Annotated in this window: 22 protein-coding genes; 13 read left to right on the top strand and 9 right to left on the bottom strand. The window is 62.8% G+C overall.

Going from position 1 to position 26,639, the window contains the following annotated elements; translation table 11 throughout:
* Positions 1-20: 20 nt before the first annotated feature.
* The 8 genes from ACYG97_RS10550 to rpmG all read left to right on the top strand — a co-directional run bounded on the left by ACYG97_RS10550 (position 21) and on the right by rpmG (position 9,286).
* Positions 21-398, top strand: a complete 378-nt coding sequence (locus tag ACYG97_RS10550) for a COG4315 family predicted lipoprotein (RefSeq protein ID WP_023734452.1) — start codon at positions 21-23, stop codon at positions 396-398.
* Positions 399-714: 316 nt separating this feature from the next.
* On the top strand, positions 715-3,378 hold the full coding sequence (gene topA / locus ACYG97_RS10555) for a type I DNA topoisomerase (RefSeq protein WP_023734453.1): 2,664 nt from the start codon (positions 715-717) through the stop codon (positions 3,376-3,378).
* A 4-nt stretch (positions 3,379-3,382) separates the two neighbouring features.
* On the top strand, positions 3,383-5,689 hold the full coding sequence (rnr, locus tag ACYG97_RS10560; RefSeq protein WP_023734454.1) for a ribonuclease R: 2,307 nt from the start codon (positions 3,383-3,385) through the stop codon (positions 5,687-5,689).
* Positions 5,689-6,141, top strand: coding sequence for a DUF983 domain-containing protein (locus tag ACYG97_RS10565; protein WP_031209414.1), 453 nt, complete (start codon positions 5,689-5,691; stop codon positions 6,139-6,141). Before rnr ends, ACYG97_RS10565 begins: the two co-directional genes overlap by 1 nt.
* 87 nt (positions 6,142-6,228) lie before the next feature.
* The gene (locus ACYG97_RS10570) at positions 6,229-6,969 is read left to right on the top strand and encodes an NUDIX hydrolase (RefSeq protein WP_023734455.1); all 741 of its coding nucleotides are present in this window, start codon (positions 6,229-6,231) and stop codon (positions 6,967-6,969) included.
* A gap of 79 nt (positions 6,970-7,048) precedes the next feature.
* A complete protein-coding gene (locus tag ACYG97_RS10575) occupies positions 7,049-8,224 on the top strand; it encodes an MFS transporter (protein ID WP_023734456.1) in 1,176 nt (391 codons plus the stop codon).
* A 116-nt stretch (positions 8,225-8,340) separates the two neighbouring features.
* Positions 8,341-8,796, top strand: a complete 456-nt coding sequence (locus tag ACYG97_RS10580) for a YqfO family protein (RefSeq protein ID WP_023734457.1) — start codon at positions 8,341-8,343, stop codon at positions 8,794-8,796.
* A gap of 322 nt (positions 8,797-9,118) precedes the next feature.
* Positions 9,119-9,286: a 50S ribosomal protein L33 gene (gene rpmG / locus ACYG97_RS10585; protein ID WP_006201775.1), complete on the top strand. Its 168-nt coding sequence runs from the start codon at positions 9,119-9,121 to the stop codon at positions 9,284-9,286.
* Positions 9,287-9,695: 409 nt separating this feature from the next.
* Here the strand turns inward: rpmG and ACYG97_RS10590 are convergent, their stop codons facing one another.
* Entirely contained in the window at positions 9,696-11,069 is a 1,374-nt protein-coding gene (locus ACYG97_RS10590; protein WP_023734458.1) for a PleD family two-component system response regulator, read from the bottom strand.
* 31 nt (positions 11,070-11,100) lie between these two features.
* On the bottom strand, positions 11,101-11,472 hold the full coding sequence (locus tag ACYG97_RS10595; protein WP_023667574.1) for a response regulator: 372 nt from the start codon (positions 11,470-11,472) through the stop codon (positions 11,101-11,103).
* Between the two features lie 239 nt (positions 11,473-11,711).
* Between ACYG97_RS10595 and ACYG97_RS10600 the strand changes: the two genes are divergently transcribed.
* Together ACYG97_RS10600 and ACYG97_RS10605 are read left to right on the top strand one after the other, a co-directional pair.
* Positions 11,712-12,011, top strand: coding sequence for a DUF3572 domain-containing protein (locus ACYG97_RS10600; RefSeq protein WP_023688310.1), 300 nt, complete (start codon positions 11,712-11,714; stop codon positions 12,009-12,011).
* Positions 12,008-12,661, top strand: a complete 654-nt coding sequence (locus ACYG97_RS10605; protein ID WP_023701190.1) for a hypothetical protein — start codon at positions 12,008-12,010, stop codon at positions 12,659-12,661. Before ACYG97_RS10600 ends, ACYG97_RS10605 begins: the two co-directional genes overlap by 4 nt.
* 25 nt (positions 12,662-12,686) lie before the next feature.
* Here the strand turns inward: ACYG97_RS10605 and ACYG97_RS10610 are convergent, their stop codons facing one another.
* Together ACYG97_RS10610 and ACYG97_RS10615 are read right to left on the bottom strand one after the other, a co-directional pair.
* Positions 12,687-14,216: a DUF2125 domain-containing protein gene (locus ACYG97_RS10610; RefSeq protein WP_023734459.1), complete on the bottom strand. Its 1,530-nt coding sequence runs from the start codon at positions 14,214-14,216 to the stop codon at positions 12,687-12,689.
* 98 nt (positions 14,217-14,314) lie between these two features.
* Positions 14,315-14,890, bottom strand: coding sequence for a GNAT family N-acetyltransferase (locus tag ACYG97_RS10615; RefSeq protein WP_023734460.1), 576 nt, complete (start codon positions 14,888-14,890; stop codon positions 14,315-14,317).
* A gap of 67 nt (positions 14,891-14,957) precedes the next feature.
* On the opposite strand from ACYG97_RS10615, the gene ACYG97_RS10620 reads away from it, so the two are divergent.
* Complete coding sequence (locus ACYG97_RS10620; RefSeq protein WP_023734461.1) at positions 14,958-16,286, top strand: DNA polymerase IV; 1,329 nt, start codon at positions 14,958-14,960, stop codon at positions 16,284-16,286.
* A 6-nt stretch (positions 16,287-16,292) separates the two neighbouring features.
* Here the strand turns inward: ACYG97_RS10620 and ACYG97_RS10625 are convergent, their stop codons facing one another.
* Entirely contained in the window at positions 16,293-16,799 is a 507-nt protein-coding gene (locus ACYG97_RS10625) for a hypothetical protein (RefSeq protein WP_023688308.1), read from the bottom strand.
* A 183-nt stretch (positions 16,800-16,982) separates the two neighbouring features.
* Between ACYG97_RS10625 and ACYG97_RS10630 the strand changes: the two genes are divergently transcribed.
* The gene (locus ACYG97_RS10630) at positions 16,983-17,864 is read left to right on the top strand and encodes a DMT family transporter (protein WP_023681579.1); all 882 of its coding nucleotides are present in this window, start codon (positions 16,983-16,985) and stop codon (positions 17,862-17,864) included.
* A 7-nt stretch (positions 17,865-17,871) separates the two neighbouring features.
* On the opposite strand, the gene ACYG97_RS10635 is transcribed toward ACYG97_RS10630, so the two are convergent.
* The 4 genes from ACYG97_RS10635 to ACYG97_RS10650 form a co-directional block, all read right to left on the bottom strand.
* The gene (locus ACYG97_RS10635) at positions 17,872-18,675 is read right to left on the bottom strand and encodes a potassium channel family protein (protein ID WP_023667582.1); all 804 of its coding nucleotides are present in this window, start codon (positions 18,673-18,675) and stop codon (positions 17,872-17,874) included.
* 149 nt (positions 18,676-18,824) lie between these two features.
* Complete coding sequence (locus ACYG97_RS10640; RefSeq protein ID WP_023667583.1) at positions 18,825-19,223, bottom strand: nuclear transport factor 2 family protein; 399 nt, start codon at positions 19,221-19,223, stop codon at positions 18,825-18,827.
* 169 nt (positions 19,224-19,392) lie between these two features.
* The gene (gene dnaE, locus ACYG97_RS10645; RefSeq protein ID WP_023710635.1) at positions 19,393-22,920 is read right to left on the bottom strand and encodes a DNA polymerase III subunit alpha; all 3,528 of its coding nucleotides are present in this window, start codon (positions 22,918-22,920) and stop codon (positions 19,393-19,395) included.
* 260 nt (positions 22,921-23,180) lie between these two features.
* Positions 23,181-25,193 carry an acetyl-CoA carboxylase biotin carboxylase subunit gene (locus ACYG97_RS10650; protein WP_023734462.1) on the bottom strand — a complete coding sequence of 671 codons (2,013 nt, stop codon included), beginning with the start codon at positions 25,191-25,193 and terminating at the stop codon, positions 23,181-23,183.
* Between the two features lie 226 nt (positions 25,194-25,419).
* Between ACYG97_RS10650 and ACYG97_RS10655 the strand changes: the two genes are divergently transcribed.
* Positions 25,420-26,547, top strand: a complete 1,128-nt coding sequence (locus tag ACYG97_RS10655) for an S-(hydroxymethyl)glutathione dehydrogenase/class III alcohol dehydrogenase (protein ID WP_023681583.1) — start codon at positions 25,420-25,422, stop codon at positions 26,545-26,547.
* Positions 26,548-26,639 lie beyond the last annotated feature (92 nt).

The raw sequence follows: 26,639 nt of genomic DNA on the forward strand, positions 1-26,639 counted from the left end.
GGATCACCAGGGAGATTTCCATGAAAACGATCACCGTCGGCCTGGCCGCCCTTCTGCTCAGCACCGCCGCATCCTTCGCCGCCGAAGCGTGGAAGGAAGCGGAAGTCGCTGGCACCAAGATCTACACCGATGCCAACGGCATGACGCTCTATACCTATGACAAGGACGAGAAGGGCAAGACCAACTGCTATGACAAATGCGCCACCAACTGGCCGCCGCTGAAGGCCGAGGACGGCGCCAAGGCGGACGACGAATGGACCATCGTCGACCGCACTGACGGCACCAAGATGTGGGCCTATGACGGCAAGCCGGTCTACACCTTCATCAAGGACAAGAAGGCCGGTGACATCACCGGCGACGGCGTCGGCGAAGTCTGGCACATCGTCAAGGCCGACTGATCGTCCGAACCTCTATCCCGCGCGCCATCGGCGGGACTCGGCTGGCCGCCGGCTCCAAGCGACCCGGCGGCCAGTTCGGCATTTACGGGCAGCACGAACCGGTCGCGGCGCCTTTCCCGGTGGCTCGAAACACGAACCGTCCCAGACAAAAATTTTGTGATCTTCTCCATACACTCTAAGAGTGTATTGCGGCACACGCCTCCGCATTTTGGCCGCTTGCCCTTGACCGATCGCAAAAGCGCGGCCATGTGAGCGACCAATTGAATGCGTCACGCAGCGGAATTCTTCTGCCGCCCCACAGCTGATATGAGACCTCATGGACGTCGTCGTCGTCGAATCGCCGGCCAAGGCAAAGACAATCAACAAGTATCTCGGCAAGAACTTCAAGGTTCTGGCCTCGTTCGGCCATGTCCGCGATCTGCCGGCCAAGGATGGTTCGGTGCGTCCCGACGAGGATTTCGCCATGTCCTGGGCGGTCGACACCGCGTCCGGAAAGCGTCTCACCGACATCGCCAACGCGGTCAAGGATGCCGATGGCCTGATCCTCGCCACCGATCCGGATCGCGAGGGCGAAGCCATTTCCTGGCACGTGCTGGAGGTGCTCAAGCAGAAGCGCGTGTTGAAGGACAAGCCGGTCAGCCGCGTCGTCTTCAATGCCATCACCAAGTCGTCGGTGCTGGAAGCGATGGCCAATCCGCGCCAGATCGATGCGCCATTGGTCGATGCCTATCTGGCTCGCCGCGCACTCGATTATCTCGTCGGCTTCACGCTGTCGCCGGTGCTGTGGCGCAAATTGCCGGGCGCCCGTTCCGCCGGCCGCGTCCAGTCGGTGGCGCTGCGCCTGGTCTGCGACCGCGAATCCGAAATCGAACGTTTCGTCCGCGAGGAATACTGGCAGATCGCTGCCCTCCTCGGCACGCCACGTAACGACAGCTTCGAGGCGCGGCTGACCGCGTTCGAGCGCAAGAAGCTGCAGAAGCTCGACATCGCCAGCAAGGCGCAGGCCGACGATATCAAGGGCATGCTCGAAGGCGCGACCTTCAAGGCTCTGTCGGTGGAAGCCAAGCCGACGCGGCGCAATCCTGGCCCGCCCTTCACCACTTCGACGCTGCAGCAGGCGGCATCGTCGGGCCTCGGCTTTTCGGCGACGCGCACCATGCAGGTGGCGCAGCGCCTCTATGAAGGCATGGAGATCGGCGGCGAGACCACCGGCCTGATCACCTATATGCGAACCGACGGCGTGCAGATGGCGCCGGAGGCGATTGACGCCGCCCGCGACACCATCGCCAAGGAATTCGGCCCAAGATACCTCCCGGAAAAGCCGCGCCAGTACACAGCCAAGGCCAAGAATGCCCAGGAAGCGCACGAGGCGGTCCGCCCGACCGATTTCATGCGCACGCCGGCTTCGGTCAGGCAGTATCTCGATTCCGACCAGCTGCGGCTTTACGAATTGATCTGGAGGCGCGCCATCGCCAGCCAGATGCAGTCGGCCGAGATCGAGCGTACCACGGTCGAAATCGAGGCGGTCAATGGCGCTCGCACCGCGGAGCTTCGCGCCGTCGGTTCCGTCGTTCGCTTCGACGGCTTCATCGCCGCCTACACCGACCAGAAGGACGACGACGCCGAAGACGAGGAAAACCGTCGTCTGCCCGAGATCCGTGCCGGCGAGCAGCTGGCCCGTCAGGCGATCAATGCCACCCAGCACACCACCGAGCCGCCGCCGCGCTACTCCGAGGCGTCGCTGATCAAGAAGCTGGAAGAGCTCGGCATCGGCCGTCCGTCGACCTACACCGCGATCCTGAAGACGTTGGAAGACCGCGACTACGTCACCATCGACAAGCGCCGGCTGGTGCCGCAGGCCAAGGGCCGGCTGCTGTCGGCTTTCCTCGAAAGCTTCTTCGAGCGCTATGTCGAATACGACTTTACGGCCTCACTCGAGGAAAAGCTTGACGAGATTTCCGACGGCAAGCTCGCCTGGAAGGACGTGCTGCGCGACTTCTGGAAAGACTTTTCCGGCGCCGTCGCCGACATCAAGGAACTGCGCGTCACCGACGTGCTCGATGCGCTGAACGAGGAACTGGCGCCGTTGGTGTTCCCCGCGCGGGAGGATGGCTCGAATCCCCGCATCTGCCCAAAATGCGGCTCCGGCAATCTGTCGCTGAAACTTGGCAAGTTCGGCGCCTTCGTCGGCTGCTCCAATTATCCGGAATGTTCCTTTACCCGCCAACTCGGCGATGCCGCCAACCCAAATGGCGAGAATGGCGGCGGCGAGGACGGCACCAAGGTGCTCGGCAACGATCCCTACACGGCAGAGGAAATCACGCTGCGCTCAGGCCGCTTCGGTCCTTATATCCAGCGCGGCGACGGCAAGGAAGCCAAGCGCTCCAGCCTGCCCAAGGGCTGGACGCCCGAGTCGATCGACCATGAAAAGGCCCTGGCGCTGCTGTCGCTGCCGCGCGATATCGGCAAGCATCCTGAATCCGGCAAGATGATCTCCGCCGGGCTTGGCCGCTATGGTCCATTCGTTTTGCATGATGGCACCTATGCCAATGTCGACAGCATAGAGGATGTGTTCTCGATCGGCCTCAACCGCGCTGTCACCGTGATCGCCGAGAAGCAGCTGAAGGGCAAGGGCGGCCGCAATGGCGGCACCGCGGCGGCGCTGAAGGAACTCGGCGACCATCCCGATGGCGGCGGCAAGATCGTCGTGCGCGATGGCAAATACGGGCCCTATGTCAACTACGGCAAGGTCAACGCGACACTGCCCAAGGGCAAGGATCCGCAGTCGGTGACCGTCGAGGACGCGGTGGCGCTGATTGCCGAGAAGGAAGCCAAGGGCGGCGGCAAGAAGCCGTTCCGCAAGGCGGCAGCCGCCAAGGCCCCCACAGCCAAGAAAACCACTGCCAAAACAACCACTGGCAAGAAAACCACAGCCAAGAAATCGGCGACCAAGAAGCCGGCGGCGAAGAAAAAGGGATAGCAGCGTGGCGCGCAGGATCACCGGTAGAAGCCACGGCGATCCGCGCACCGCCGACACGAGGGCCAAGGTCAAGGACGACTACAGGCCTTCGCGTGACGAAATCCTGCGCTACATCGCCGAGAACCCCGACCGCGCGGGAAAACGCGACATCGCCAAGGCGTTTGCCTTGCGCGGCGACGACCGCATCTGGCTGAAGGACATCCTGCGCGACCTGCAGGACGAAGGCATCCTGACCAAGGAGCGCAAGCGGCTGGCCCGTGTCGGCGCCTTGTCGCATGTCGCCGTACTCGACATTTTTGGCCGCGACGGCGACGGCATCCTGCTGGCGCATCCTGCCGAGCCCGTAGGCACCGGCGAACCGCCCGTCGTCTCGATCCGCGTCTCGCGCGGCGGCAATGGCCCGCAGCCGGGCATCGGCGACCGTGTGCTGGCCAAGACCTTCCCGACCGACGATGCGACCGGGCCTGCCTATACCGGCCGCGTGATGAAGATTTTCGAGAAGCGCACCGATGCCGTGCTCGGCGTGTTTCGCATCCTTCAGGACGGCACCTTCCGCATCGAGCCGGTCGAACGTCGCCAGCCCGAACTGATCGTCGACAAGGAATTCCAGAACGGCGCCAGGAACGGCGACCTTGTCGAGGTCGAGCCCGCGCGGGCCTCCCGGTATGGTTTGCCGCGCGCAAAAGTGCTGGCGGTGCTGGGCTCACTGACCAGCGAAAAGGCGGTCTCGATGATCGCCATCCACGCGCACGACATTCCGCATATCTTCCCGGCCGACGTCATCGCCGAATCCGAGGCGGTAAAACCGGCGACGCTTGCTCACCGCGAGGACTGGCGCGACCTGCCGCTGGTGACCATCGACCCGGCCGACGCCAAGGACCATGACGACGCCGTCTTCGCCACGCCCGACCTCGACGAGAAGAACCCCGGCGGCGTGATCGCCACGGTGGCGATCGCCGATGTTGCAGCCTATGTCCGCTATGGCACCGCACTCGATCGCGAGGCGCTGAAACGCGGCAATTCTGTCTATTTCCCCGACCGCGTCGTGCCGATGCTGCCAGAGCGCATCTCCAACGACCTGTGCTCGCTGCGCGAAGGCCAGGACCGTCCCGCGCTTGCCGTGCGCATGATTTTTGCCGCCGATGGCCGCAAGCTGCGTCACACCTTCCACCGCGTCATGATGAAATCGGCGGCAAAGCTCGCCTATCCACAGGCCCAGGCCGCGATAGACGGCCTTCCTGACGACAAGACCGGCCCGATCCTCGATACGGTGCTGAAGCCGCTGTGGGACGCCTACGCCATCCTCAAGCGCGGCCGCGATGGCCGCCAGCCGCTCGAGCTTGATCTGCCGGAGCGCAAGATCCTGCTCAAGCCGGACGGCACCGTCGACCGCGTCATCATCCCGGAGCGGCTCGACGCCCACAAGCTGATCGAAGAATTCATGATCCAGGCCAATGTCGCCGCCGCCGAAACGCTGGAAGCGAAGAAGCAGGCGCTGGTCTACCGCGTCCACGATGCGCCGTCGCTGGCCAAGCAGGAATCGCTGCGCGAGTTCCTGCAGACGCTCGGCCTGTCGCTGGCGCGTGGCGCGCAGATGCGGCCCGCCCAGTTCAACGGCATTCTCGAGCGCGTGCGTGGCGCCGACAATGAGGGGCTGGTCAACGAAGTGGTGCTGCGCTCGCAGAGTCAGGCCGAATATTCGCCCAAGAACATCGGCCATTTCGGCCTCAACCTGAAGCGATACGCGCATTTCACCTCGCCGATCCGCCGCTATGCCGATCTGATCGTGCATCGCGGGCTGATTGCCGCACTTGGGCTCGGCCCCGGCGGGCTGACGCAGGACGAAGAGACGCGGCTGGAAGACGTCGCGGTGCTGATCTCCGGCACCGAGCGCCGCGCCATGGCGGCCGAGCGCGACACCGTCGACCGGCTGATCGCTGCCTACCTCGCCGAGCGCATCGACGACCGCTTCGACGCCCGCATTTCGGGCGTCACCAAATCGGGACTATTTGTCCAATTGCCGCAGTTTGGCGCAGATGGCTTCATCCCGGTGTCAAGTCTGGATGGCGATTACTATATATATGACGAAACCGCGCGATCGCTGTTCGGAGAACGCACCGGCAAGGGCTATCAGCTTGCCGACCGCGTCGAGGTTCGCCTGATCGAGGTGGCGCCTATGGCTGGCGCGATGCGTTTCGAGATGCTGACCGACCCGAAGCCCCTGCCCGGCTCCAAACGGTCGTTTCACAAGGCAAAAGGCCGCGCCCGCGCGTCGCAATCGCGCCCGGGGTCGCGCGGCAGGAGACGATAATGGCAAGCGAAATGAGAATCCAGAAGCAGGTTTTCGGCGGCGAACATCATTCGGGCCGAGTCGCCCGCCCGCTGTGGACGGCGATGAAGCGCGGCGCCCTTGGCCGCTGCCCGCATTGCGGCGAAGGCAGGTTGTTCGCCGGCTTCACCAAAAGCGTCGACAAATGCGCCGCGTGCGGTGAGGAGTTCCACCACCACCGCGCCGACGACCTGCCCGCTTATCTCGTCATCGTCATCGTCGGCCACATCGTTCTCGGCGCCTTCATGGGCGTCGAGGCGACGTCGACGCTCTCCATGTGGCAGCACATCGCCATTTGGGTGCCGTTGACCATCGTGCTGTCGGTCGCTCTGCTGCAACCGGTCAAGGGCGCCGTCATCGGACTGCAATGGGCGCTCTATATGCACGGCTTCGGCGGCGAAAAAGACGGCACCGAGCCGCATCCCGGAACCTAGTTTGCGTCAGGGCAATGTCGCCTGGCGCAACATGCCGACCGTGAAAGGCCACTTTCGTTTGCCAGAAGTTTCCGCTAGGTCCTGCGCATGGAAGGTATGACCAAGGCGGAAGTCAGCAGGATGGACCGTGGCGCAGCCGCCCACAGCGGCCTGCCCAAACGCCCGCGCGATGCCGCCACCCTGATCCTGCTCGACCGCGAGGGCGACGAGATTCTGGTGCTGATGGGCCGGCGCCATGCAGGCCACGCCTTCATGCCCGGCAAGTTCGTCTTTCCCGGCGGCCGCACCGATTCGGCCGACAGCCGCATTGCCGTTGCCACCCCATTGCTTCCGGAGGAAGAAACCAGGCTGACCGCCGGCGTCGGCCGCATCAGCCCGTCGCGGGCCCGTGCCATCGCGCTCTCGGCCATCCGCGAGACTTATGAGGAAGCCGGCCTGCTCATCGGCCGCAAAGGCTCGTTCGCAACCGACAAACGCGACTGGCAGGGCTTTGTCGAGCACGGCGTCCAGCCTTCGCTGGCGCCGCTGCGCTTCATTGCCCGCGCCATCACCCCGCCCAATCGCGTGCGTCGTTTCGACACCCGCTTCTTCAGCGCCTGGCGCAGCGATGTCGCCGTGGAACTGCCGGGTGGCGGCCCGACCAATGAGCTGGAAGAACTGGTCTGGCTGCCGCTCGCCAAGGCCAGAGAGGCCGATATCCCCGACATCACCCGAACGATCTTGCAGGAGCTGGAGACGCGGCTTGCCGGCGATCCGCGCCTGCGACCCGGTGGGTCCGTGCCGTTCTACCGGCTTGTCCGCAACCGCTTCGTTCGCGAAATTCTTTAGAGCAATTCCAGGAAAAGTGTGACGCGGTTTTCCGTCCGGAATTACGCAATATCAAACAGACAGAGTATTCAGGCATCACATGACGGTCGATACCCAGCAAGAGGGCGACGAGCGCGTACATTGGCTACCGATGATCGCCGCGATCTCGTCAATCAGCGTCGTCGGCATCGCCATAGGCCTCGGCATGCCGCTGCTCAGCGTTATTCTCGAGAGCCGCGGCCACTCGGCATCGATGATCGGCCTCAACACCGCGGTCGCCGGCCTCGCCTCGATCGCCGGCGCCCCGCTGGCCACGCCGCTGGCGATGCGCTTCGGCGTCGCCTGGACGATGATCGCCATGATCGCCGCCGGCGCGCTCGCCTTTGTCGGCTTCCACTTCGCGCCGGACTTCTGGATGTGGTTCCCACTACGCATCGTGCTGCACATCGCGCTGACGGTGCTGTTCATCCTGTCGGAATTCTGGATCAGCACCTCGGCGCCGCCGCGCCGGCGCGGCCTGGTGCTCGGCATCTACGCCACAGTGCTGTCGCTCGGCTTCGCCGCCGGGCCATGGATCTTCGCCCATATCGGCAGCACCGGCTTCTTGCCGTTTGGCGTCATCATCGTCCTGGTCGCGCTGGCCGCAATCCCGGTGCTGGCCGCACGGAATGAAAGTCCCACAATCGTGGTTGACGGCGAAACCAGCAACTTCCTGCGCTACGTCTGGCTAGTGCCGACAGCGACCGCCGCCGTGCTGGTGTTCGGCGCTGTCGAGACCGGCGGCTTTGCGCTGTTCCCCGTCTATGGCAACCGCATCGGCTATTCCGAGGCGGATGCAGCCCTCCTGCTCACCATGATCGGCCTCGGCAACGTGCTGTTGCAGATCCCTATCGGCATGATCAGTGACCGCGTCTCAGACCGCCGCTATCTGCTTTTGGCCTGCGCCACGGTCGGACTTGCCGGCACCATCTTCATGCCGTTCTTCGCCGGCAATTGGCACCTGATGGCGGCGCTTCTGTTCGTCTGGGGCGGCGTGGTGGCCGCCATGTACACGATCGGCCTTGCCCATCTGGGCTCGCAGCTCTCCGGCCATGAACTGGCCTCGGCCAACGCCGCCTTCGTGCTCTGCTACGGCGTCGGCATGGTGCTTGGCCCGCAGGCGATCGGCATCGGCATGGATGCCTTCGGGCCCTCCGGCTTCGGCTGGTCGCTCGGCCTGTTCTTTGCCGCCTATATCGCCTTGGTCAGCGCCAGGCTGGTCCGCAAGATCTGGTAGCCTGTCCGTCGCCAGCCTGCGCAATCCTGACGGGACGTCGCCGCTGCTGACAGAACCGTGTCAGGAGACCTCAGCTAAAAGGGTGTCCCAAAAAACCCGAGTTTGAGGATACGGCGATGATCGACAGCGGCTTTGAAACCACATCTCTGCGCATGACGCTTCTGCTGCTTGTCAGCTTCCAGGCCCCGGCAGCCGATGTCGACCGCATCATGGACGCCGTGGTCGCGATCGCGCCGCTGGCAATGGGCAAATACGACCGCAACGCCTATCAAACGGCGCACGGCATCGAACGCTACCGACCGCTGGAAGGTGCAGCCGCCGGCGTCGAAACCGAACTGCGCCGCCGCCCCGGCACCGTCGAGGTCTCGTTCGAGTTGCCCGACGACCAGGTGCTCGCCGCCTGCGTCGTCGAGGCGATTTTCCAGGCGCATTCCTACCAGGAGCCGGTGATCCGCATCCAGCCGATCCTCGCCAGCCGCTCCAAGGGCCTGGACGACCGCGCCAATCCGAATCGCCGGTGGAACACCACCGGGGACTGGAAGAAAGCGCTTCCAGTTAAGGAAGAAGCCTAGAAATCCGGCCCCGCAGAGGGCGAGCAACAGCGACCTTACCTTCTCTCCTCGTGGGGTGAGAAGCGGCCTCGTAGCGGACGAAAAGCCAATTGCTTGGCTTTTCAAGATTCGAACGCCCTGAGCCTCAGCCTCCATCGAGCCGGTGATAAAACCGGACAACCATGTGCTACCTAATCCGGACAACTCATGTGCTTACGACATGGCAAGGCGTCGGGCTTGACTTTCCGGGCACGTTCTTTATGTGTCGCGCCAAGTTTCCCGCGTCCGGGTGTTTTCCCCCGCTCCAGCGGCCAAAACCCCACGAACATAACGGACTGATACAATGGCCAAAGCCGCAAACATCAAGATCAAGCTTCTGTCGACCGCCGACACCGGTTTCTTCTACGTGACCAGCAAGAACAGCCGTACCAAGACCGACAAGCTGTCGTTCCGCAAATACGACCCGGTCGCCAAGAAGCATGTCGAGTTCAAGGAAACCAAGATCAAGTAATCTGGTTTTCATACGCTCTGTCAAAAGCGCCGCCCCTTCGGGCGGCGTTTTTGATTCAAGGCCCCGAAAAGCCAGACCCCTCCGCTGTTTGGCGCGAAGTGCTCATCTCATTTTTTGGCAAAAAAGGGGGCCGGTCGGCGTATGGCAGCGGTACGAGGAGGCCACTATGTGCCAGCGCCGGCCGGCCGACCCCACGGACCCAGGAGATGCGGCGGACCTGAGCATCATGGGGTATTCGGCGAAGCGATGCGGCTGTCTACCCTCGTGCCCGCATCGCCCTTGTTCTTGCACCGCACATTTGCGCAACAATGTTTGAAAATCAATAGTTTCTTAACCAAGCCTGCCGAATCGCTTGGATTAAGGTAAATTCCTAACCCTGTCCGATTGACTGCATAATCGGTGGCCTAGCCTACGCTGCCTTGGCGACGACCCGGTTGCGGCCGCCACTTTTGGCTTCGTAGAGCGCCACGTCGGCACGTTTCATCAACGCCGCGACCGTGTCCCCGCCCTTCAGAACCGATGACACGCCGACGCTGACCGTGACTTCGATCGCCTTGCCTTCAGGGCCGATGGCAAAGGGCAGCTGGGCGATTTCGGCGCGAATGCGCTCGGCAACCTTCTCCGCCACCGCGCCGTCCGTGTCCGGCATCACAACGACGAATTCCTCGCCGCCGAAGCGGCAGGCAAGGTCCATGCCCCTGACGTTCTTGCGCAGCCGCCTTGCGAACTCGCGCAGCACATCGTCGCCGCCATCATGGCCATGCGAGTCATTGACGGTCTTGAAGCGGTCCAGATCGGTGATCATCACAGACAGAGGCCGCCGCCGCGCCACGGCGCGGTCGAACAGCGTCTGCAAATGGCTGTCGAGGTAGCGGCGGTTGTGCAGCCCGGTCAATGCGTCGGTCACCGCCATCTCTATGGTCTGGGTGACGCTGGCGCGCAGCTGGTCATTGTAGCGCTTGCGGCGCACCTGCGTGCGCAGCCGCGCCGTCAGCTCCTGCTGGTCGATCGGCCGCATCAGATAGTCGTTGATGCCGAGTTCGAGGCCTCTGATGATGCGGCCCTCCTCGCCTTCGTCGGCAATCAGGATGATCGGCAGGAAGCGGGTGCGGTCGAGCGAACGCAATTGCGAACACAACCGCAGCGGATCGAAATCGGTAAAACCGGTCGAGATCAGCACGCACTCATAGGGCGCCTCGGCGGCCTGGAAGAAGCCGGCATGCGGATCGGTGGCAATGTCGAGCTCGGCGCTGCCGCGCAGCATGTTCTGGATGCGCTCAACCGACGATTTGCGCTCGTCGATCAACAGCACCTTCGGCGTGGCGTCCTCCGACGCGAAGCTGCGGCTCAACAGCGCCTCGATGCCGATGTTGCGGGTGGTCGATGCGCGCAGCCGCAGCTCGTCGGTCAGCGACTTCAGCCTGACCAGGCTCTTCACCCGCGTCATCAGTTGCAGATCGTTGACCGGCTTGGTGAGAAAGTCGTCGGCGCCTGCCTCGAGGCCGCGCACCCGGTCGGCAACATGGCCCAGCGCGGTCACCATGACCACCGGTATATGCGCGGTCGCCGGATCGCTTTTCAGCCGCTTGCAGACCTCGAACCCGTCCATGCCGGGCATCATCACGTCGAGCAGCACGACATCGACCTTGCCGTTTTCGCAGGCCTCGATCGCGTCCGGCCCGTTGGAGGCCGTCAACACCTCGAAATATTCGGCCAGCAGCCGAACCTCGAGAAGTTTGACATTGGCAGGGATGTCGTCGACGACGAGGATCCGCGCGGTCATGTCACAAGGCTCCGGCTGAAGGCATCAGGCATCAGGCATCACCGAGATAGGATTTGATGGTCTCGATGAAACGCGGCACCGAGATCGGCTTGGAGATGTAGGCCTCGCAACCGCCCTGGCGAATGCGTTCCTCGTCGCCCTTCATGGCGAAGGCGGTGACGGCGATGACCGGAATGGAATGGAGGTCGTCGTCTTCCTTCAGCCATTTCGTCACTTCCAGCCCCGACACTTCGGGCAGCTGGATGTCCATCAGGATCAGGTCGGGCCTGTGCTGGCGCGCCAGATCGAGCGCCTCGAGCCCGTTGCGCGTGCGCACCGTTTCATAACCGCTGGCTTCGATGAGGTCGCGAAAGAGCTTCATATTGAGCTCGTTGTCCTCGACGATCATGACCTTCTTAGGCATCGATTTCCCGTCCCGGCCAGGCTTCTGCCCGAAGCCCTGCCGCTATGCGCCTTTGTCGAAGCACACCAAACCCTCGCTCACTCTTAAGGCAATATGATTGACGAAATGCAAACCCGAAGCGGCAAAAGCCATTCGGATTCCACCTCGAAAACCACATTGGATCGGGGCTGTGGCTTGCCGCAGGCGACGCTTGCGATTACTGCGGAAAAGAGACTCATTTCCGCAACGAGAAAGTAGTGATGGCAAACGCAGCGTCAATGCGCGAGGAAGCGGAAACCATTGCCGTGAAGGCACTGGGCTTCGTCGCCGCCGACCCCGAACTCCTGCCGCGCTTCCTGGCCATCACCGGCATTGAGGCGTCCGCGATCCGCCGCGCCGCGGCCGAACCGGGATTCCTTGCCGGCGTGCTGCAGTTCATCCTCGCCCACGAGCCGACCTTGCTGCGCTTTGCCGAGGAAACCGACACTCCGCCGGCCTCAGTCGGCAAGGCGTTGCGCGCGCTGCCTCTTGGCGGCGACGACCATGAGCATTCGATATGAGCGACGATCCCGAGACGGCACGCCAGATCGCCGAACTTGCAGCCGACGACCGGCCTCTGCTGATCCTCGATGTCGACGATGTCGTGCTCGAATTCATCCGGCCGTTTCCGCATTTCCTGAAATCGCGCGGCTTCGGCCTGACCCTGGCCTCCTTCCGTCTCACCGGCAACATTGCCGAAACGGCGAGCGGCCGGCTGATCGAACAGCCGGAGGTGACGGCACTTCTCGGAGATTTCTTCGATACGCAGGCCGACTGGCAGAGCGTCACCGATGGTGCCGAACAAGCGCTTGCCAGCCTTGGCGACCGCGCCGAGATCGTCCTTTTGACCGCCATGCCGCACCGGCATCGCGCCGCCCGCCGCGCCCATCTCGATGCGCTCGGTCTGCCCTATCCGCTGTTGACCACCGAAATGGCCAAGGGACCGGCGGTGGCGAAACTGCGCGGCAAGAACGGCCGGCCGGTAGCCTTTGTCGACGACCAGCCCGCCAACCTCATCTCGGCACGCAACTCGGTTGCCGACGCCCATCTCTTCCACCTGATGGCCGACAATTCGCTGCGCGCCTTCCTGCCGCCGGTGCCGGACGACATCATCTCCGTCGAGGACTGGCACGAGGCCGCGCCGAAGATCGCGAGCGCGCTCGGGCTTTAAGCCCAAGCGCCTCCAAGCTTGGCGATCAAGGCTGCAGCTTCGCCCCTGCTCCGCCATTGTTGCCCTCGCCAGGGATCGCATCCTGATCGGTGTTGTCTTCCACGACCGGATCCGGCCCCTTCAGCATGGCGCCGTTGACCGTCACCGACCCATCGTGCCTGGCGTTGATCACCCATTCGATACGGCCATCCGGCAGCGTCTTGGCAAATCCCTTGATGGCCAAGGCGCCGGTAAAAGCCTGTGAGGCCTGCGGGTCGGTCTTCGCCGCCTCCTGCAGGCTTGCCACGATCTTGTCGTAGCCGGTCACGTCGATCGTCACGTTGGCATCGGGCTTCTCGCCATCGGGAAACGTCATATCGCCCTCCAGCCCGATTTCGGCACCGCCGCCCTTGACCGTGCTGTGGCCGATGAGGATCTTGGGGCCGTTCGCCAGAAAATCTTTCTTCACGCCGTCGCCGAAATCCGCCGAAAGCGGCGGGTTGTTGTTGAGATCGAAGGCCTCGATAGCCTTCTTGGCCATTGTGTCGAGATCGATGTTGGCCCCACCGAAATTGAGGTCGATGTCGGTGGGCAACAGCGCGACGCTCCAGGCTGGAACAAGATTTTGCGGTACCGAGAGCCCAGACGCTTTGATCCCGTAGCTGATCGTCCCGTTGCGCGAGACACCGTCCATGCCGAAGGCGATGCCGAGTGTTGCTGCGCCGAAACTGCCGATCGGGCTGCCGACGCTGAAATCCTTGAGACTGTAAGCCCCATCAATCCGCTCCCATATCGGCAGCGCGGTCAGAAGATGCGACTTGAGCTCCGCCTGATCGGCTTTCAGTTTCGCCTCGTCCTCATTGGCCACGGCGAAAGCCAACAGGTCCAGAATAGGCTTCGTGCGCAGCCCCTTGCCTTTCGCGTCGACCGAAAATTCGGGCGACTTGACCGTCAGCGGGATTTTCTGCCCGCTGTTGGGGTTGTCGATCGTGATGACCTCTGCAAAATCGGCAATCGTCTGAACCATGCTAAAATCGACACCGCCATTTGCGCCCTTGGTAGCGCTCATTGTGGCGGTTCCAGCACCAGAACTCATCTCCGTGCGCTGCCTGGCGTCCTGCGACGTCATATTCATGCCTTCAAGTGACGACGTGGCGCTGCTGAAAGCCGCCAACTCGGGATCGTAGACACCAACGAACTTCCCGCCCTTGATAGACATCTTCATGCTTTGCGGCCCCTGAGGGCCGTTGAACTCCATCGACCCTTCCGGCGCCAGATTGCCTGAGACATCCCACGCGCCATCGCTGCGTGGTTTGGTCAACAGCGTATAAGGGGTGAGATCGAGCTTCAGGCCATCCTGTTTTGCCAAGAGTTCCACGACGGGCTTGAAATCGAATGCGAGCTTGTAGGCGTCGCCTTCGACCGAGACCTTCAGAAATCCGATCTCGAACGGCTTCTTGCTGAAATAGCGCGCCAGATTGTCGGTAAGCTGCTTGGCGCCCTCGCTGTCGACCGTCTGCCCAAGCGCCGGCGCACTGCAGGCTAGAAGCAAAGCGAATGGCAAAACGCGCTTCATATCGATCCTCCACTTTATTGCAGTCGTCAAAACCGCTTCTACCACTGGTAGGAAAATACCATCACAGCCGCAAGACAAGACCTATGGATTGCTGCCGCCTACAGCACAAGCCGCATCAGCGGCCGGCCGGCCTTGCGTTCGAGGAGCCGCTCGAAGCCGGCCTTTTCGAACACACGCGACGAGCCGACGAACAGTCCGATCGAACGCGAATCGCGCGACACGTCGATCGGACACGCCTCGACCAGCCGCGCCTTGTTCTGGCGGGCAAAAGCGATGCCGCCCTCGACCAGGCGGTGGCTGACGCCCCGGCCGCGCGCGCTGGCGCGGATGAAGAAGCAGGAGATGGCCCAGACGCCGGGATCTACGGCGTCGGTTGGATCGACCGGTGCCGAGCCCCGGCCCCGATTGTTCCATTCGGGCACGTCGGCGCGTGGACCGATCTGCATCCAGCCGACCGCCTGGCCGTCCTCGAAGGCCAAAAGCCCCGGCGGCGGCCCGGCCTCGATACGCGCCTTGATATGATCCTTGTTGCGCTGCTTGTCGCTGGCCCGTCGGACCGCCGGCGCCATCCGGAAATGCGTGCACCAGCAGCCGTAACAGGCGCCCTGCTTGCCGAAAAGATCCTCGAAAGCCGCCCACAGGCCAGACGCCAGCGGCGCTATGGTGGTGCTCATGAGTTCTCTCCCGGCTAACCGCTTGTGGCGGCTTCCGTCCTGACGTACCATTGCATCTGTTCTCTTTATGTTCGCAGCGATGGCGGCCCCTGTCAACAATCCCGAGCACGGTTTTTGCCGCGACTGCCTGACCTTTCAGCGCAGCGATACCAGGCGCTGTGAGCGTTGCGGCAGCCCTCGACTCACCCGCCATCCCGAGCTCTACCAGCTGCATCTGGCGCATATCGATTGCGACGCCTTCTATGCGGCGATCGAAAAGCGCGACAATCCGGCGCTGAAGGACAAGCCGCTGATCATCGGCGGCGGCAAGCGCGGTGTCGTCTCCACCGCCTGCTACATCGCCCGCATCAAGGGGGTGCGCTCGGCAATGCCGATGTTCAAGGCGCTCGAAGCCTGTCCGGAAGCGGTCGTCATCCCGCCCAATATGGAGAAATACGTCCGCGTCGGCCGCGATGTCCGCGCCTTGATGCAGGCGCTCACGCCGCTGGTCGAACCGCTCTCCATCGATGAGGCGTTTCTCGACCTTGCCGGCACCGAGCGCCTGCACGGCATGCCGCCGGCGGTGGTGCTGGCGCGCTTTGCGCAGACCGTCGAAAAGGAAATCGGCATCACCGTTTCGGCCGGCCTTTCCTACTGCAAGTTCCTGGCCAAGGTTGCCTCCGATTTCCGCAAGCCGCGCGGCTTTTCGGTGATCGGCGAAGCCGAGGCGCTGGGTTTCCTGGCCGAACAGCCGGTGACGCTGATCTGGGGCGTCGGCAAGGCTTTTGCCGCAACGCTCGAACGCGACGGCATCCGCAGCATCGCCCAGTTGCAGCGCATGGAGCGCGCCGATCTTATGCGCCGCTATGGCGTGATGGGCACGCGGCTCTACCATCTCTCGCGCGGCCAGGACGACCGCCGTGTCGATCCCGACCAGGATGCGAAAAGTGTGTCGGCCGAAACCACTTTCGACACCGACATAGCTGAAATGGGCGAACTGGTTCCAGTGCTGAGGGGATTGTCGGAAAAGGTCTCGGCGCGGCTGAAGAAGTCAGGCATTGCCGGGCGCACCGTGGTGCTGAAGCTGAAGACGCAGGATTTCAAGCTGCGTACCCGCAACCGCCAGCTCGGCGATCCGACCCGGCTGGCCGACCGCATTTTCCAGACCGGGCTCGAGCTGTTGCGCAAGGAGGCGGACGGGACAAAGTACCGGCTGCTTGGCATCGGTGTCAGCGATCTCTCGGATGACGAGAAGGCCGATCCGCCCGATCTCGTCGACGTCGGCTCGCGCAAGCGCGCCATGGCCGAAAGCGCCATCGATACGCTGCGCGACAAGTTCGGCAAGAAGGCGGTGGAAACCGGCTACACCTTCGGTAAAGGCCGCAACGCCAACCCGCCGGAGCCGATCGAGGAGTGAGACGGCTTAGATACGCTTGAGATCGATGCGGCTCGTCACCACGTTCTTGCCGGTTTTCGGATCGACGTCGGTAACGGTCAACCGCATTCCGTCGCCGCTGGTTTTCTCCACCGTCAACCGCGCCTTGCGATCGCCATTGACCTCCGCCGCCCAGCGAATGCCGAGACTGATCGCGTTCCCGGAACGGCTGCCGGCGAGCTGTGCCGGCCCGGTGCGCGACCCGACATAGACGCCAGTATACTTCGCCCCGCGGGCCTTCAGATTGGCGCTGATGGCGCGCGTCACCACGACAAGACCACGGCAATTGCCGTCAAGCGACAATGAACTCGAGGTCGCGTCGGAATTGAAGGTGCAGGACACATTCACCGTCGGTGCGTCGGTGGTGACCTTGACTGTCCCCTTGCCGGAGAAATTCCCTTGCAAGGAGCTGAGAAAATTCGCCTCGTCGGCATCGGCCGTGGCGCTTGCAGTTAGCAGGCAGCCGGCTAGCAGAAACCGCGCGAATGATTTCATCGGAATCTCTCCCCCGTTGATGTTGAAGAAACGATGCGTCCAGCAATTGGCCAATACCGGGAACCAACGCCTGCCGTTGCGTCAGGTTCCACTTCCAGCATGGCTGTTTTGCAACGGGTCTGGCCCAGTCGAATGCGTCGCCTAACGGTTGCGATAGAAGTCCCGGCTTGCGACATAGCGCCTATGGCACCTTCCCCATCGATCCCCAAAGCCGCGTTCTGGATGGCGCTGTCGATCGCCTCGTTTCTGGCGATGTCAGTCGCCGGCCGCGCAACCACCGCCGAGCTCAACGTCTTCCAGGTGCTGGAACTGCGCTCGGTGATCGGCTTCTTCATCCTGTTGCCGCTGGTGATGATGAGCGGCGGATTCGCTGCAATGCGCACGCAGCGCCCGTTGGCCCATATCGCTCGCAATGTCATCCACTATACGGGCCAGGCCGCATGGCTCTATGCGCTGACGCTGATCCCGCTTGCGGTCCTCATATCGGTCGAATTCACCACGCCGATCTGGACCGCGATCCTGGCGGTGGCGTTTCTTGGCGAAAGGCTCTCCCGCCCGAAAATTGCGGCGGTCGTGCTTGGCCTGATCGGCGTGGTGGTCATCGTTCGCCCCGGCGTCGGCTCCATGGATCCGGGTCACCTCGTCGTTCTCGGCGCGGCCGTGTGCTTTGGCGTATCGGTGGTGTTGGTCAAGTCGCTGACCCGCACGGACAGCGTCGTGCGCATCATCTTCTGGATGCTGATCATCCAGTCAGTGGTCGGCCTGATCCCGGCGCTTTATGAATGGCGCAACCCACCGCTCGAACTCTGGCCATGGATCCTGCTGATTGCCTTCACCGGCATGTCGTCGCATTTCTGCATGGCGCGTGCCCTCACCTATGCCGACGCTACGGTGATTTCACCGATGGATTTCCTGCGCGTGCCACTGTCGGCGCTGATCGGCTGGCTGCTCTACAGCGAACAGATCGACATCTTTACAGCCGGCGGCGCCCTGCTGATCCTGATGGGCAACCTGCTCAACCTGCAGCGCAAGGCGCCAAAGCCGGCCGAGGTCGCGGCCTCGTAGCGGTCGGTCAATTCCCCTCATCCGGTATGTTGAGAAGATGCCCGCAGGCCTTGCAGTGCACGGCGTCCGGCTCATGCCGTTGCAGTCCGCACTGCGGACAGGGAAAGAACACCTTGGCGGGTCGGAAGATCGCTGTCGCCAGCCTGACGAACAGCGAGATGCCGATGATCATGGTGACGATTGCGGTCAGCTTGCCGGCAATTCCCGGCAGCACGATGTCGCCGAAACCGGTCGTCGTCACCGTGGCAACGGTGAAATAAAGCGCATCGACATAGTTTTCGAGGCCGGCGCCGGAGCGGAAGAAGAAGGTGTAGACGAAACCGGTGATGACGAAGAGAAACGTCAAAAGGTTGATGACCGCCTGGCTCGCCTCGCGCCATGGCCTTAGCCCGCGCATCTCGAAATGCCGCCACAGCGAGCCGCTGCGCGACAGCGACCACAGCCGCAGGATGCGCAGGAACGCCAGATTTGCCAGCGCCGTCGGCATCAGCAGCGTCAGAAGGATGAAGACATCGACCCAGGATGTCGGCTGTTTCATCAGCCGCAGCATGTCGTTGGAGGCTAACAGCCGGGCAATCAGGTCGGCGGCGACCAATGCGGCGACGGTATAGTCGAGCCACAGGAATGACGGCTTGTCCTGGAGCACCGGCGTGGCAACGAAGAAGGCGATGATGGCGAGGTCGATGATGACCGCCACCAGCTGAAACCGGAACGCCGCCGGCGTGCGTCCGTGATAGAGCTTGCGCAGCCGGTCACGCAGCCGCGCCATCGCTGAGCTTTGCTGCAATCCGTCCTTCTCGGCTGCTTTCATCACCAAGTGCGTAACTGTCCCAGCCGGGGCCGTCTAGAGCATGATCCCAAAAAGTGGGTGCCGGTTTTTGGAAAAGATCATGCTCCAACAAAGGGTTAGATCATGATGAGATTTCAACCAAATCTCATCATGATCTGACCCGGTGATCGTCACCCCTCCACCACCTTGCCGTCCGGCCCGACGAGGCGCCAGGCCGAGGCGGTGTCGTAGACGAACCGCTCCTCCGCAATCCGGTCACCACGCCAGCGCTGCAGGGCCACCTCTTCCAGCCGGCGCACGGTGCCGGCCTTGTCGACACGGTCGAAGGTCCAGCGGATGGCGACATTGTCGCCATCGACCAGGAATGTCTGGACAGGATGGGTGTGCATCTTCTCGATCCGATCGAGTGCTGCCTGCTCATGCGCCATCAGTGTTTCCTTGCCGCGCCGCGGGACGCCGAGATTTTCCTGCATGGTGGCATCGTCATGGTAGAAGTCGGCGATCGCTTTGACGTGGCTGCCTTCGACCACCTCCTTGAGGAAGGCTTCGACGCGTTCGCGGCTGGGCATGATTGTGCGTTCCTTTGAAGTTTCTGCTCAACGCATGTGGTTCAAAGGAAGGTCAGGTCAACCACGCCCCGCACGCTGGCCCTATCGGCTGCAATGTCAGGCCCAGAGCATCTTTATGCCGTCATGCACTGGCCGACGTCGATGCGATTGCCGTGTATATCAGCGCAGCCTAGACGAGCTCGACTTCGACCACACCCGGCACCGCGCGCATGGCCGACGCGATCTGCGGCGAGATGCGGTAGCGGTTGGGCAATTCGATCTCGATCTCGCCCTGCGCCTCTTCTTTGATGACGATAATGCTTACCTGACTTTCCCCACGCTGGGTAAGCTGCGATTGAATCGCCGACGCAGGCCCGTCATTTCGAACGAAGATGCGCAGCGCCTTCTGGATACGGCTGGCCTCATCCTCCAGCGACTGCACCGTCTGGATGCGCAGATTGACCCCTTCGGGCCTATCCTCGGCCGAAACGGTGATCACCACCGAACGTCCGGGCTCGAGCAGATCGCGATACTGCGCCAACCCTTCCGAAAACAGCACGGCTTCATATTGGCCAGATGTGTCGGAAAAGGCGATGACGCCCATCTTGTTGCCGGTTCGGGTCTTGCGCTCCTGCTTGGTGGTGACGGTGCCGGCGAGCCGGCCCGCGGCGGCACCGCGTTTGACCGCAGCCGAGAACTCGCCCCAGTTCTGCACGCGCATCTTCTGCAGGGCCGCCTTGTACTCGTCGAGCGGATGCGCCGAAAGATAGAAGCCGACGACCTGGAATTCACGGTGCAGCCGGTCGGCGGCAAGCCACGGATCGGTCTGCGGCAAATTGAGCGCCTGCTGCTGCGCGCCGAGCGACGCGCCGAAAATGTCGTGCTGGCCCGAAATGGCATTCTGCTGCGCCAGCGAAGCCAGCCCCATCATCCGTTCGACGCCGGCCATCATCTGGGCGCGGTCGTGGCCGAAGCAGTCGAGCGCGCCGGCCATGATCAGGCTTTCGAAGACGCGCTTGCCGACGATCTTGGGATCGACCCTTTCACAGAAATCGGCGAGATTCTTGAACGGCTTTTCGCCGCGCATGGCGACGATGTGCTCGACCGCAGCGTCGCCGACGCCCTTGAGGGCCGCCAGCGAATAGTAAATGCGGTTCTCGCCGACCTCGAAATTGCGGAAGCTGGTCATCACCGACGGCGCCACCACCTCGATGCCGAGACGCAGCGCATCCTGGCGGAAATCGGCGAGTTTGTCGGTATTGCCCATGTCGAGCGTCATCGACGCCGCCAGGAACTCGACGGGGTAATGCGCCTTGAGATAGGCGGTCTGGTAGGACACGACGGCGTAGGCGGCCGCGTGCGATTTGTTGAAGCCGTAGTCGGCGAACTTGGCCAGAAGGTCGAAGATGAAGTCGGCCTGCGGCTTGCCGACGCCGCGTTCGACCGCACCGGTGACGAAACGCTCGCGCTGCTTGTCCATTTCGGCGCGGATCTTCTTGCCCATCGCGCGACGCAGCAGATCGGCTTCGCCGAGCGAATAGCCCGACAGTTCCTGCGCGATCTGCATCACCTGTTCCTGGTAGACGATGACGCCTTGCGTCTCCTTCACCAGATGGTCGATCTTGGGATGGATCGATGCCATCTCCTCTTCGCCATGCTTTCTGGCGTTGTAGGTCGGGATGTTCTCCATCGGGCCGGGACGGTAGAGCGCCACCAGCGCGATGATGTCCTCGATGCAGTCGGGCCGCATGCCGATCAGCGCCTTGCGCATGCCGGCACTTTCCACCTGGAACACACCGACCACTTCGCCGCGCGACAGCATGGCGTAGGTTTCAGGATCGTCGAGCGGGATCGTCGCCAGGTCGATCTCGATGCCGCGCCGGCGGATCAGCTTCACCGCCGTCTCCAGCACCGTCAGCGTCTTCAGGCCGAGGAAGTCGAATTTTACGAGCCCGGCCTGCTCGACATATTTCATGTTGAACTGGGTGACCGGCATGTCGGAGCGCGGATCGCGGTACATCGGCACCAGTTCCGACAAGGGCCGGTCGCCGATGACGATGCCGGCGGCGTGCGTCGAAGCGTGGCGGTAGAGCCCTTCCAGCTTTTGCGCCATATCGAGCAGCGTCTGCACGATCGGCTCCTTCTCGGCCTCCTCGGCAAAGCGCGGCTCGTTGGCGATGGCATCCGCCAGCTTGACCGGATTGGCCGGGTTCTGCGGCACCATTTTGGAGAGCTTGTCGACTTGGCCGTAAGGCATTTGCAGCACGCGGCCGACGTCGCGCAGCACCGCGCGCGCCTGCAGCGTACCGAAGGTGATGATTTGTCCCACCTGGTCGCGGCCATATTTCTGCTGGACGTAGCGGATGACCTCTTCGCGCCGATCCTGGCAGAAGTCGATGTCGAAGTCGGGCATCGACACGCGGTCCGGATTGAGGAAGCGCTCGAACAGCAGCGAGAAGCGCAGCGGATCGATATCGGTGATGGTGGTGGAGTAAGCGACCAGCGATCCGGCGCCCGAACCACGGCCCGGCCCGACCGGAATGCCTTGCGCCTTCGCCCATTTGATGAAGTCGGCCACGATCAGGAAGTAACCGGGAAATTTCATCTTCTCGATGATGGAGAGCTCGAAATCGAGCCGCTCGCGGTATTGTTCGACCGTGTAGCCGGCGGTGGGTCCATGCGCCGCCAGCCGGGCGTCGAGACCTTCATGGGCCTGCCGGCGCAGTTCATCGGCCTCCGCTTTCAGCGCCACCTCATTGTCGGCGACATCGCCGCCGGTAAAGCGTGGCAGGATCGGATTGCGGGTCTTGGGATAATAGGAACAGCGCAGCGCGATCTCGACGGTGTTGTCGATCGCTTCCGGCAGGTCGGCGAACAGCCGCGCCATATCGGCCTGGCTGCGCAGGAAATTGTCCGATGTCAGGCGGCGGCGGTTGTCGGCGGCAACGACGGACCCTTCGGCAATGGCGATCAGCGCGTCATGCGCTTCATAGTCGTCGCGGGCGGCGAAGAACGCCTCATTGGTGGCGACCAGCGGCAGATCATGGATATAGGCAAGGTCGACCGATGATTTCTCGATAGCGCGGTCATAACCGGAAACACGGTCCAGTTCGACATAGAGCCGGTCGCCGAACAGCGCCTTGAGTGCCAAAAGCCGCGTCTCGGCAAGATCTCGGCGATCCTCCTTCAGAGCCCGGCCGATCGGGCCGCGCGGCCCGCCGCTGAGGCAGATCAGGCCATCGCTATGGCCTTCCAGCATTGCTGACGTCAGATGCACGGGCTCGCCCGGCGGCGTCTCCAGATAGACCTGGCTGACCAGCCTGACCAGGTTGCTATAGCCAACCTCGGTGGCGGCGAGCAGCACCACGGCGTTCATCTCCGGCCCGTGGCGGCGGCGGTCGCGCTGTGCGTCACTGGTCTCGCCTGAAAAGGCGAGATCGATCTGGCAGCCGATGATCGGCTGGATGCCCTCTTTCACCGCTTTCTGGGCAAATTCCAGCGCGCCGAACAGATTGTTGGTGTCGGTGACGGCGATTGCCGGGCACTCGTCCTTGACGGCATGGGCGACGACAGCGGCGACCTGCAAGGCGCCCTCGAGCAGCGAATACGCTGAATGCACGCGCAGATGGATGAACGGCCGCGCCGGCGCCTCCGGGCGCGCAGCAGCGAGCGCTGCTTCGCGCCTCAGGGGATCGCGTGGAAGTTTGTCATCCGCCATGATGTTTCAAATTGCTCGAAGGGCTTTGAGTCGATGGAGATGTATTGTCCCGGACCGGGCGATGCCAGTCCAGCACAATTGACCACCGACCACAGGCTTCCGTACCCAGCCGCACGGCTCAGAGATTGTTCGAAATTCGCTCTGGCGAGTCATATGATGGTGGTTTCGAGAACCGGAGCGCAGCGGCCATTGGTCCGTGAGCACGGGAAGCGCAGAAACCACCTTCAGATGGCCGCCGGAGTAGAATTTCCAAACAATCTCTAGGCGAACTCCATGATCACCGCATCGACAGCCAGGCTGTCACCCGGCTTGGCGTTGAGCTTCGACACGACAAGATCGCGGTCGGCGCGCAGCACGTTTTCCATCTTCATCGCCTCGACCACGGCCAGCGTCTCGCCGGCCTTGACCTCCTGCCCCTCGGCAACCGCGATCGACACGACCAGGCCCGGCATCGGGCAAAGCAGCATCTTGGACGTGTCCGGCGCCACCTTCTCCGGCATCAGCCTTTCCAGCTCCGCCGTGCGCGGCAGCATGGCGCGTGCCCTCACCGACATGCCTTTCCAGGCAATGCGCAGGCCGTTCGGCGCCGGCCTGATCTGCGCCGTGACCTTGCGGGCACCGACAGTGCCGCGCCAGATGAGGTCGCCCGGCCGCCAGTCGGACGCCACCGTCAGCGCTTTGCCGCCATCGACCGACAGATCGATTTCCATCGGAATGGAGATCATGCCCTCGATGATCGAAGCCTGGAGATAGTCGTCGCCGAGCTTCACCACCCAATCGCGCTTGAGTGCGCCCGAATGCGGCGCCAGCCGCCCGCCCAGCCGGTCGAGCCGGTCGCGGCGCAGAAGCTCGACCGCGGTGGCGATCGCCGCCAGCACTGCCTTTTCATCGCCATTGGGCACGATCGACGCGAAGCCGTCAGGATATTCCTCGGCGATGAAGCCCGTCGATATCCGCCCCTCGCGCCAGCGCGGATGCTGCATCAGCGCCGCCAGGAACGGGATGTTGTGCTCGATGCCGTCGACGACGAAACTGTCCAGCGCTTCCGACATGGCATCGATGGCCTCGATACGCGTGGGCGCCCAGGTGCAGAGTTTTGCCACCATCGGATCATAGAACATCGAAATCTCGGAGCCTTCGGTGACGCCGGTGTCGTTGCGGATGAAGACATCGCCGAACTTGCCCTCCTCCGGCGGCCGGTAGCGCGTCAACCGGCCGATCGAGGGCAGGAAATTGCGATAGGGATCCTCGGCATAGAGCCGGCTTTCCACCGCCCAGCCGTTCAGCTTGACGTCGCTCTGCTTGATGCCGAGCTTCTCGCCGGCGGCAATGCGGATCATCTGCTCGACCAGATCGATGCCGGTGACGAGCTCCGTCACCGGATGCTCGACCTGCAATCGTGTATTCATTTCAAGGAAATAGAAGTTCTTTTCAGCGTCGACGATGAACTCGACGGTGCCCGCGCTCTGATAGTCGACCGCCTTGGCCAACGCCACGGCCTGTTCGCCCATCGCCTTGCGCGTCTTGGCATCGAGGAACGGCGACGGCGCCTCCTCCGCGACCTTCTGGTTGCGGCGCTGGATCGAACATTCGCGCTCGCCGAGATAGAGCGCGGTGCCATGCGCGTCAGCCAGCACCTGGATTTCGATATGGCGCGGATCGACGACGAACTTTTCGATGAAGACGCGGTCGTCGCCGAACGAGCTTTTGGCCTCCGAACGCGCCCGGTCAAAGCCGTCGCGCACTTCCGACTGGCTCCAGGCGATGCGCATGCCCTTGCCGCCGCCGCCGGCCGACGCCTTGATCATCACGGGATAACCGATCTCGCCGGCGATCGTTTCGGCATGGTCGCCGTTTTCGATGACGCCGAGCCAGCCTGGCACGGTCGAAACCTTGGCCGCGTTGGCGAACTTCTTCGATTCGATCTTGTCGCCCATCGCCTTGATTGCCTTGGGTTTTGGACCGATGAAGATAATGCCTTCGGCCTCCAGCGCCTCGCAGAAGGCGGCGCGTTCGGAGAGAAAACCATAACCCGGATGCACGGCCTGCGCGCCCGTCTCTTTGCAGGCGGCGATAATCTTCTCGGGCAGGAGGTAGCTCTGCGCGGCAGGCGACGGCCCGATATGCACGGCTTCGTCGGCCATTTCGACATGCACGGCGTCGCGATCGGCATCGGAATAGACCGCTACGGTGGCAATCCCCATCTTGCGCGCAGTCTTGATGACGCGGCAAGCAATCTCGCCGCGATTGGCGATCAGGATTTTCGTGAACATCGAAGGCGTTTCCTCGGGTCTTTCGTCCTTCTTATGGGCTTCGGCAGCCGGGCTCAAGCACCGCGCCGCTGTGCAGCAATCTACGCCGAGCCGATGTTGCGGGACGAAAGCCGGGGCCGCCGACGACTGGGCCAAGATTTGCGCCATATTTGGTCGCCAAATCGGGTTGAAACAGTATAAAAACCCTGAAAGCCTGAAGACCAATCGCCTTGGGAGGAATTGCCTGATGAAAACCCGCGCCGCTGTCGCTGTCGCCGCCGGAAAGCCGTTGGAAATCATGGAGGTCGACCTCGACGGACCGCGCGAAGGCGAGGTGCTGGTCGAGATCAAGGCGACCGGCATCTGCCACACCGACGAGTTCACCCTGTCGGGCGCCGATCCCGAAGGCCTGTTTCCGGCAATCCTCGGCCATGAAGGCGCTGGCGTTGTCGTCGATGTCGGCAAGGGCGTCACCTCGGTCAAGAAGGGCGACCACGTCATCCCGCTCTACACGCCGGAATGCCGGCAGTGCCCATCCTGCCTGTCGCGCAAGACCAATTTGTGCACCGCCATCCGCGCCACGCAGGGCCAAGGCTTGATGCCCGATGGCTCCTCGCGCTTCTCGATCGGCAAGGACAAGATCTTCCACTATATGGGCTGCTCGACCTTCTCCAATTTCACCGTTTTGCCCGAGATCGCCGTCGCCAAGGTCAACCCGGACGCGCCCTTCGACAAAATCTGCTACATTGGTTGCGGCGTCACCACCGGCATCGGCGCGGTCATCAACACCGCGAAGGTCGAGCAAGGCGCGACTGCTGTCGTCTTTGGTCTCGGTGGCATCGGCCTCAACGTCATCCAGGGCCTGAAGCTCGCCGGCGCTGACATGATCATCGGTGTCGACCTCAACAACGACAAGAAGGCATGGGGCGAGCGCTTCGGCATGACGCATTTCGTCAATCCGAAGGAGATCGACGGCGACATCGTTCCTCACCTCGTCAACTTGACCAAGCGCGGCGCCGACCAGATCGGCGGCGCCGACTACACATTCGACTGCACCGGCAACACCAAGGTGATGCGCCAGGCGCTGGAAGCCTCGCATCGCGGCTGGGGCAAGTCGGTCGTCATCGGCGTGGCCGGCGCCGGCCAGGAGATTTCGACCCGGCCGTTCCAGCTGGTCACCGGCCGCACCTGGATGGGCACCGCCTTTGGCGGCGCACGCGGCCGCACCGACGTGCCGAAAATCGTCGACTGGTACATGGACGGCAAGATCCAGATCGACCCGATGATCACCCATTTGCTGAAGCTTGAGGACATCAACAAGGGTTTTGATCTCATGCATGAGGGCAAGTCGATCAGGAGCGTCGTCGTTTACTAAGTGCGATCAGCAAAAGTGGCGCCCGGTTTTGCGTCCGATCGCACACCAAACGGAGGAAGAACAAGCCGCCGACCGAAGGGCCAGCGACTGAA

Source organism: Mesorhizobium sp. W067, from assembly GCF_054719525.1.

Coding starts and splice junctions, on each gene's coding strand:
- ACYG97_RS10550 (WP_023734452.1), top strand. CDS start 21: ATGAAAACGATCACCGTCGGCCTGGCCGCCCTTCTGCTCAGCACCGCC.
- topA (WP_023734453.1), top strand. CDS start 715: ATGGACGTCGTCGTCGTCGAATCGCCGGCCAAGGCAAAGACAATCAAC.
- ACYG97_RS10565 (WP_031209414.1), top strand. CDS start 5,689: ATGGCAAGCGAAATGAGAATCCAGAAGCAGGTTTTCGGCGGCGAACAT.
- ACYG97_RS10570 (WP_023734455.1), top strand. CDS start 6,229: ATGGAAGGTATGACCAAGGCGGAAGTCAGCAGGATGGACCGTGGCGCA.
- ACYG97_RS10575 (WP_023734456.1), top strand. CDS start 7,049: ATGACGGTCGATACCCAGCAAGAGGGCGACGAGCGCGTACATTGGCTA.
- ACYG97_RS10580 (WP_023734457.1), top strand. CDS start 8,341: ATGATCGACAGCGGCTTTGAAACCACATCTCTGCGCATGACGCTTCTG.
- rpmG (WP_006201775.1), top strand. CDS start 9,119: ATGGCCAAAGCCGCAAACATCAAGATCAAGCTTCTGTCGACCGCCGAC.
- ACYG97_RS10590 (WP_023734458.1), bottom strand. CDS start 11,069: ATGACCGCGCGGATCCTCGTCGTCGACGACATCCCTGCCAATGTCAAA.
- ACYG97_RS10595 (WP_023667574.1), bottom strand. CDS start 11,472: ATGCCTAAGAAGGTCATGATCGTCGAGGACAACGAGCTCAATATGAAG.
- ACYG97_RS10600 (WP_023688310.1), top strand. CDS start 11,712: ATGGCAAACGCAGCGTCAATGCGCGAGGAAGCGGAAACCATTGCCGTG.
- ACYG97_RS10605 (WP_023701190.1), top strand. CDS start 12,008: ATGAGCGACGATCCCGAGACGGCACGCCAGATCGCCGAACTTGCAGCC.
- ACYG97_RS10610 (WP_023734459.1), bottom strand. CDS start 14,216: ATGAAGCGCGTTTTGCCATTCGCTTTGCTTCTAGCCTGCAGTGCGCCG.
- ACYG97_RS10615 (WP_023734460.1), bottom strand. CDS start 14,890: ATGAGCACCACCATAGCGCCGCTGGCGTCTGGCCTGTGGGCGGCTTTC.
- ACYG97_RS10620 (WP_023734461.1), top strand. CDS start 14,958: ATGTTCGCAGCGATGGCGGCCCCTGTCAACAATCCCGAGCACGGTTTT.
- ACYG97_RS10625 (WP_023688308.1), bottom strand. CDS start 16,799: ATGAAATCATTCGCGCGGTTTCTGCTAGCCGGCTGCCTGCTAACTGCA.
- ACYG97_RS10630 (WP_023681579.1), top strand. CDS start 16,983: ATGGCACCTTCCCCATCGATCCCCAAAGCCGCGTTCTGGATGGCGCTG.
- ACYG97_RS10635 (WP_023667582.1), bottom strand. CDS start 18,675: ATGAAAGCAGCCGAGAAGGACGGATTGCAGCAAAGCTCAGCGATGGCG.
- ACYG97_RS10640 (WP_023667583.1), bottom strand. CDS start 19,223: ATGCCCAGCCGCGAACGCGTCGAAGCCTTCCTCAAGGAGGTGGTCGAA.
- dnaE (WP_023710635.1), bottom strand. CDS start 22,920: ATGGCGGATGACAAACTTCCACGCGATCCCCTGAGGCGCGAAGCAGCG.
- ACYG97_RS10650 (WP_023734462.1), bottom strand. CDS start 25,193: ATGTTCACGAAAATCCTGATCGCCAATCGCGGCGAGATTGCTTGCCGC.
- ACYG97_RS10655 (WP_023681583.1), top strand. CDS start 25,420: ATGAAAACCCGCGCCGCTGTCGCTGTCGCCGCCGGAAAGCCGTTGGAA.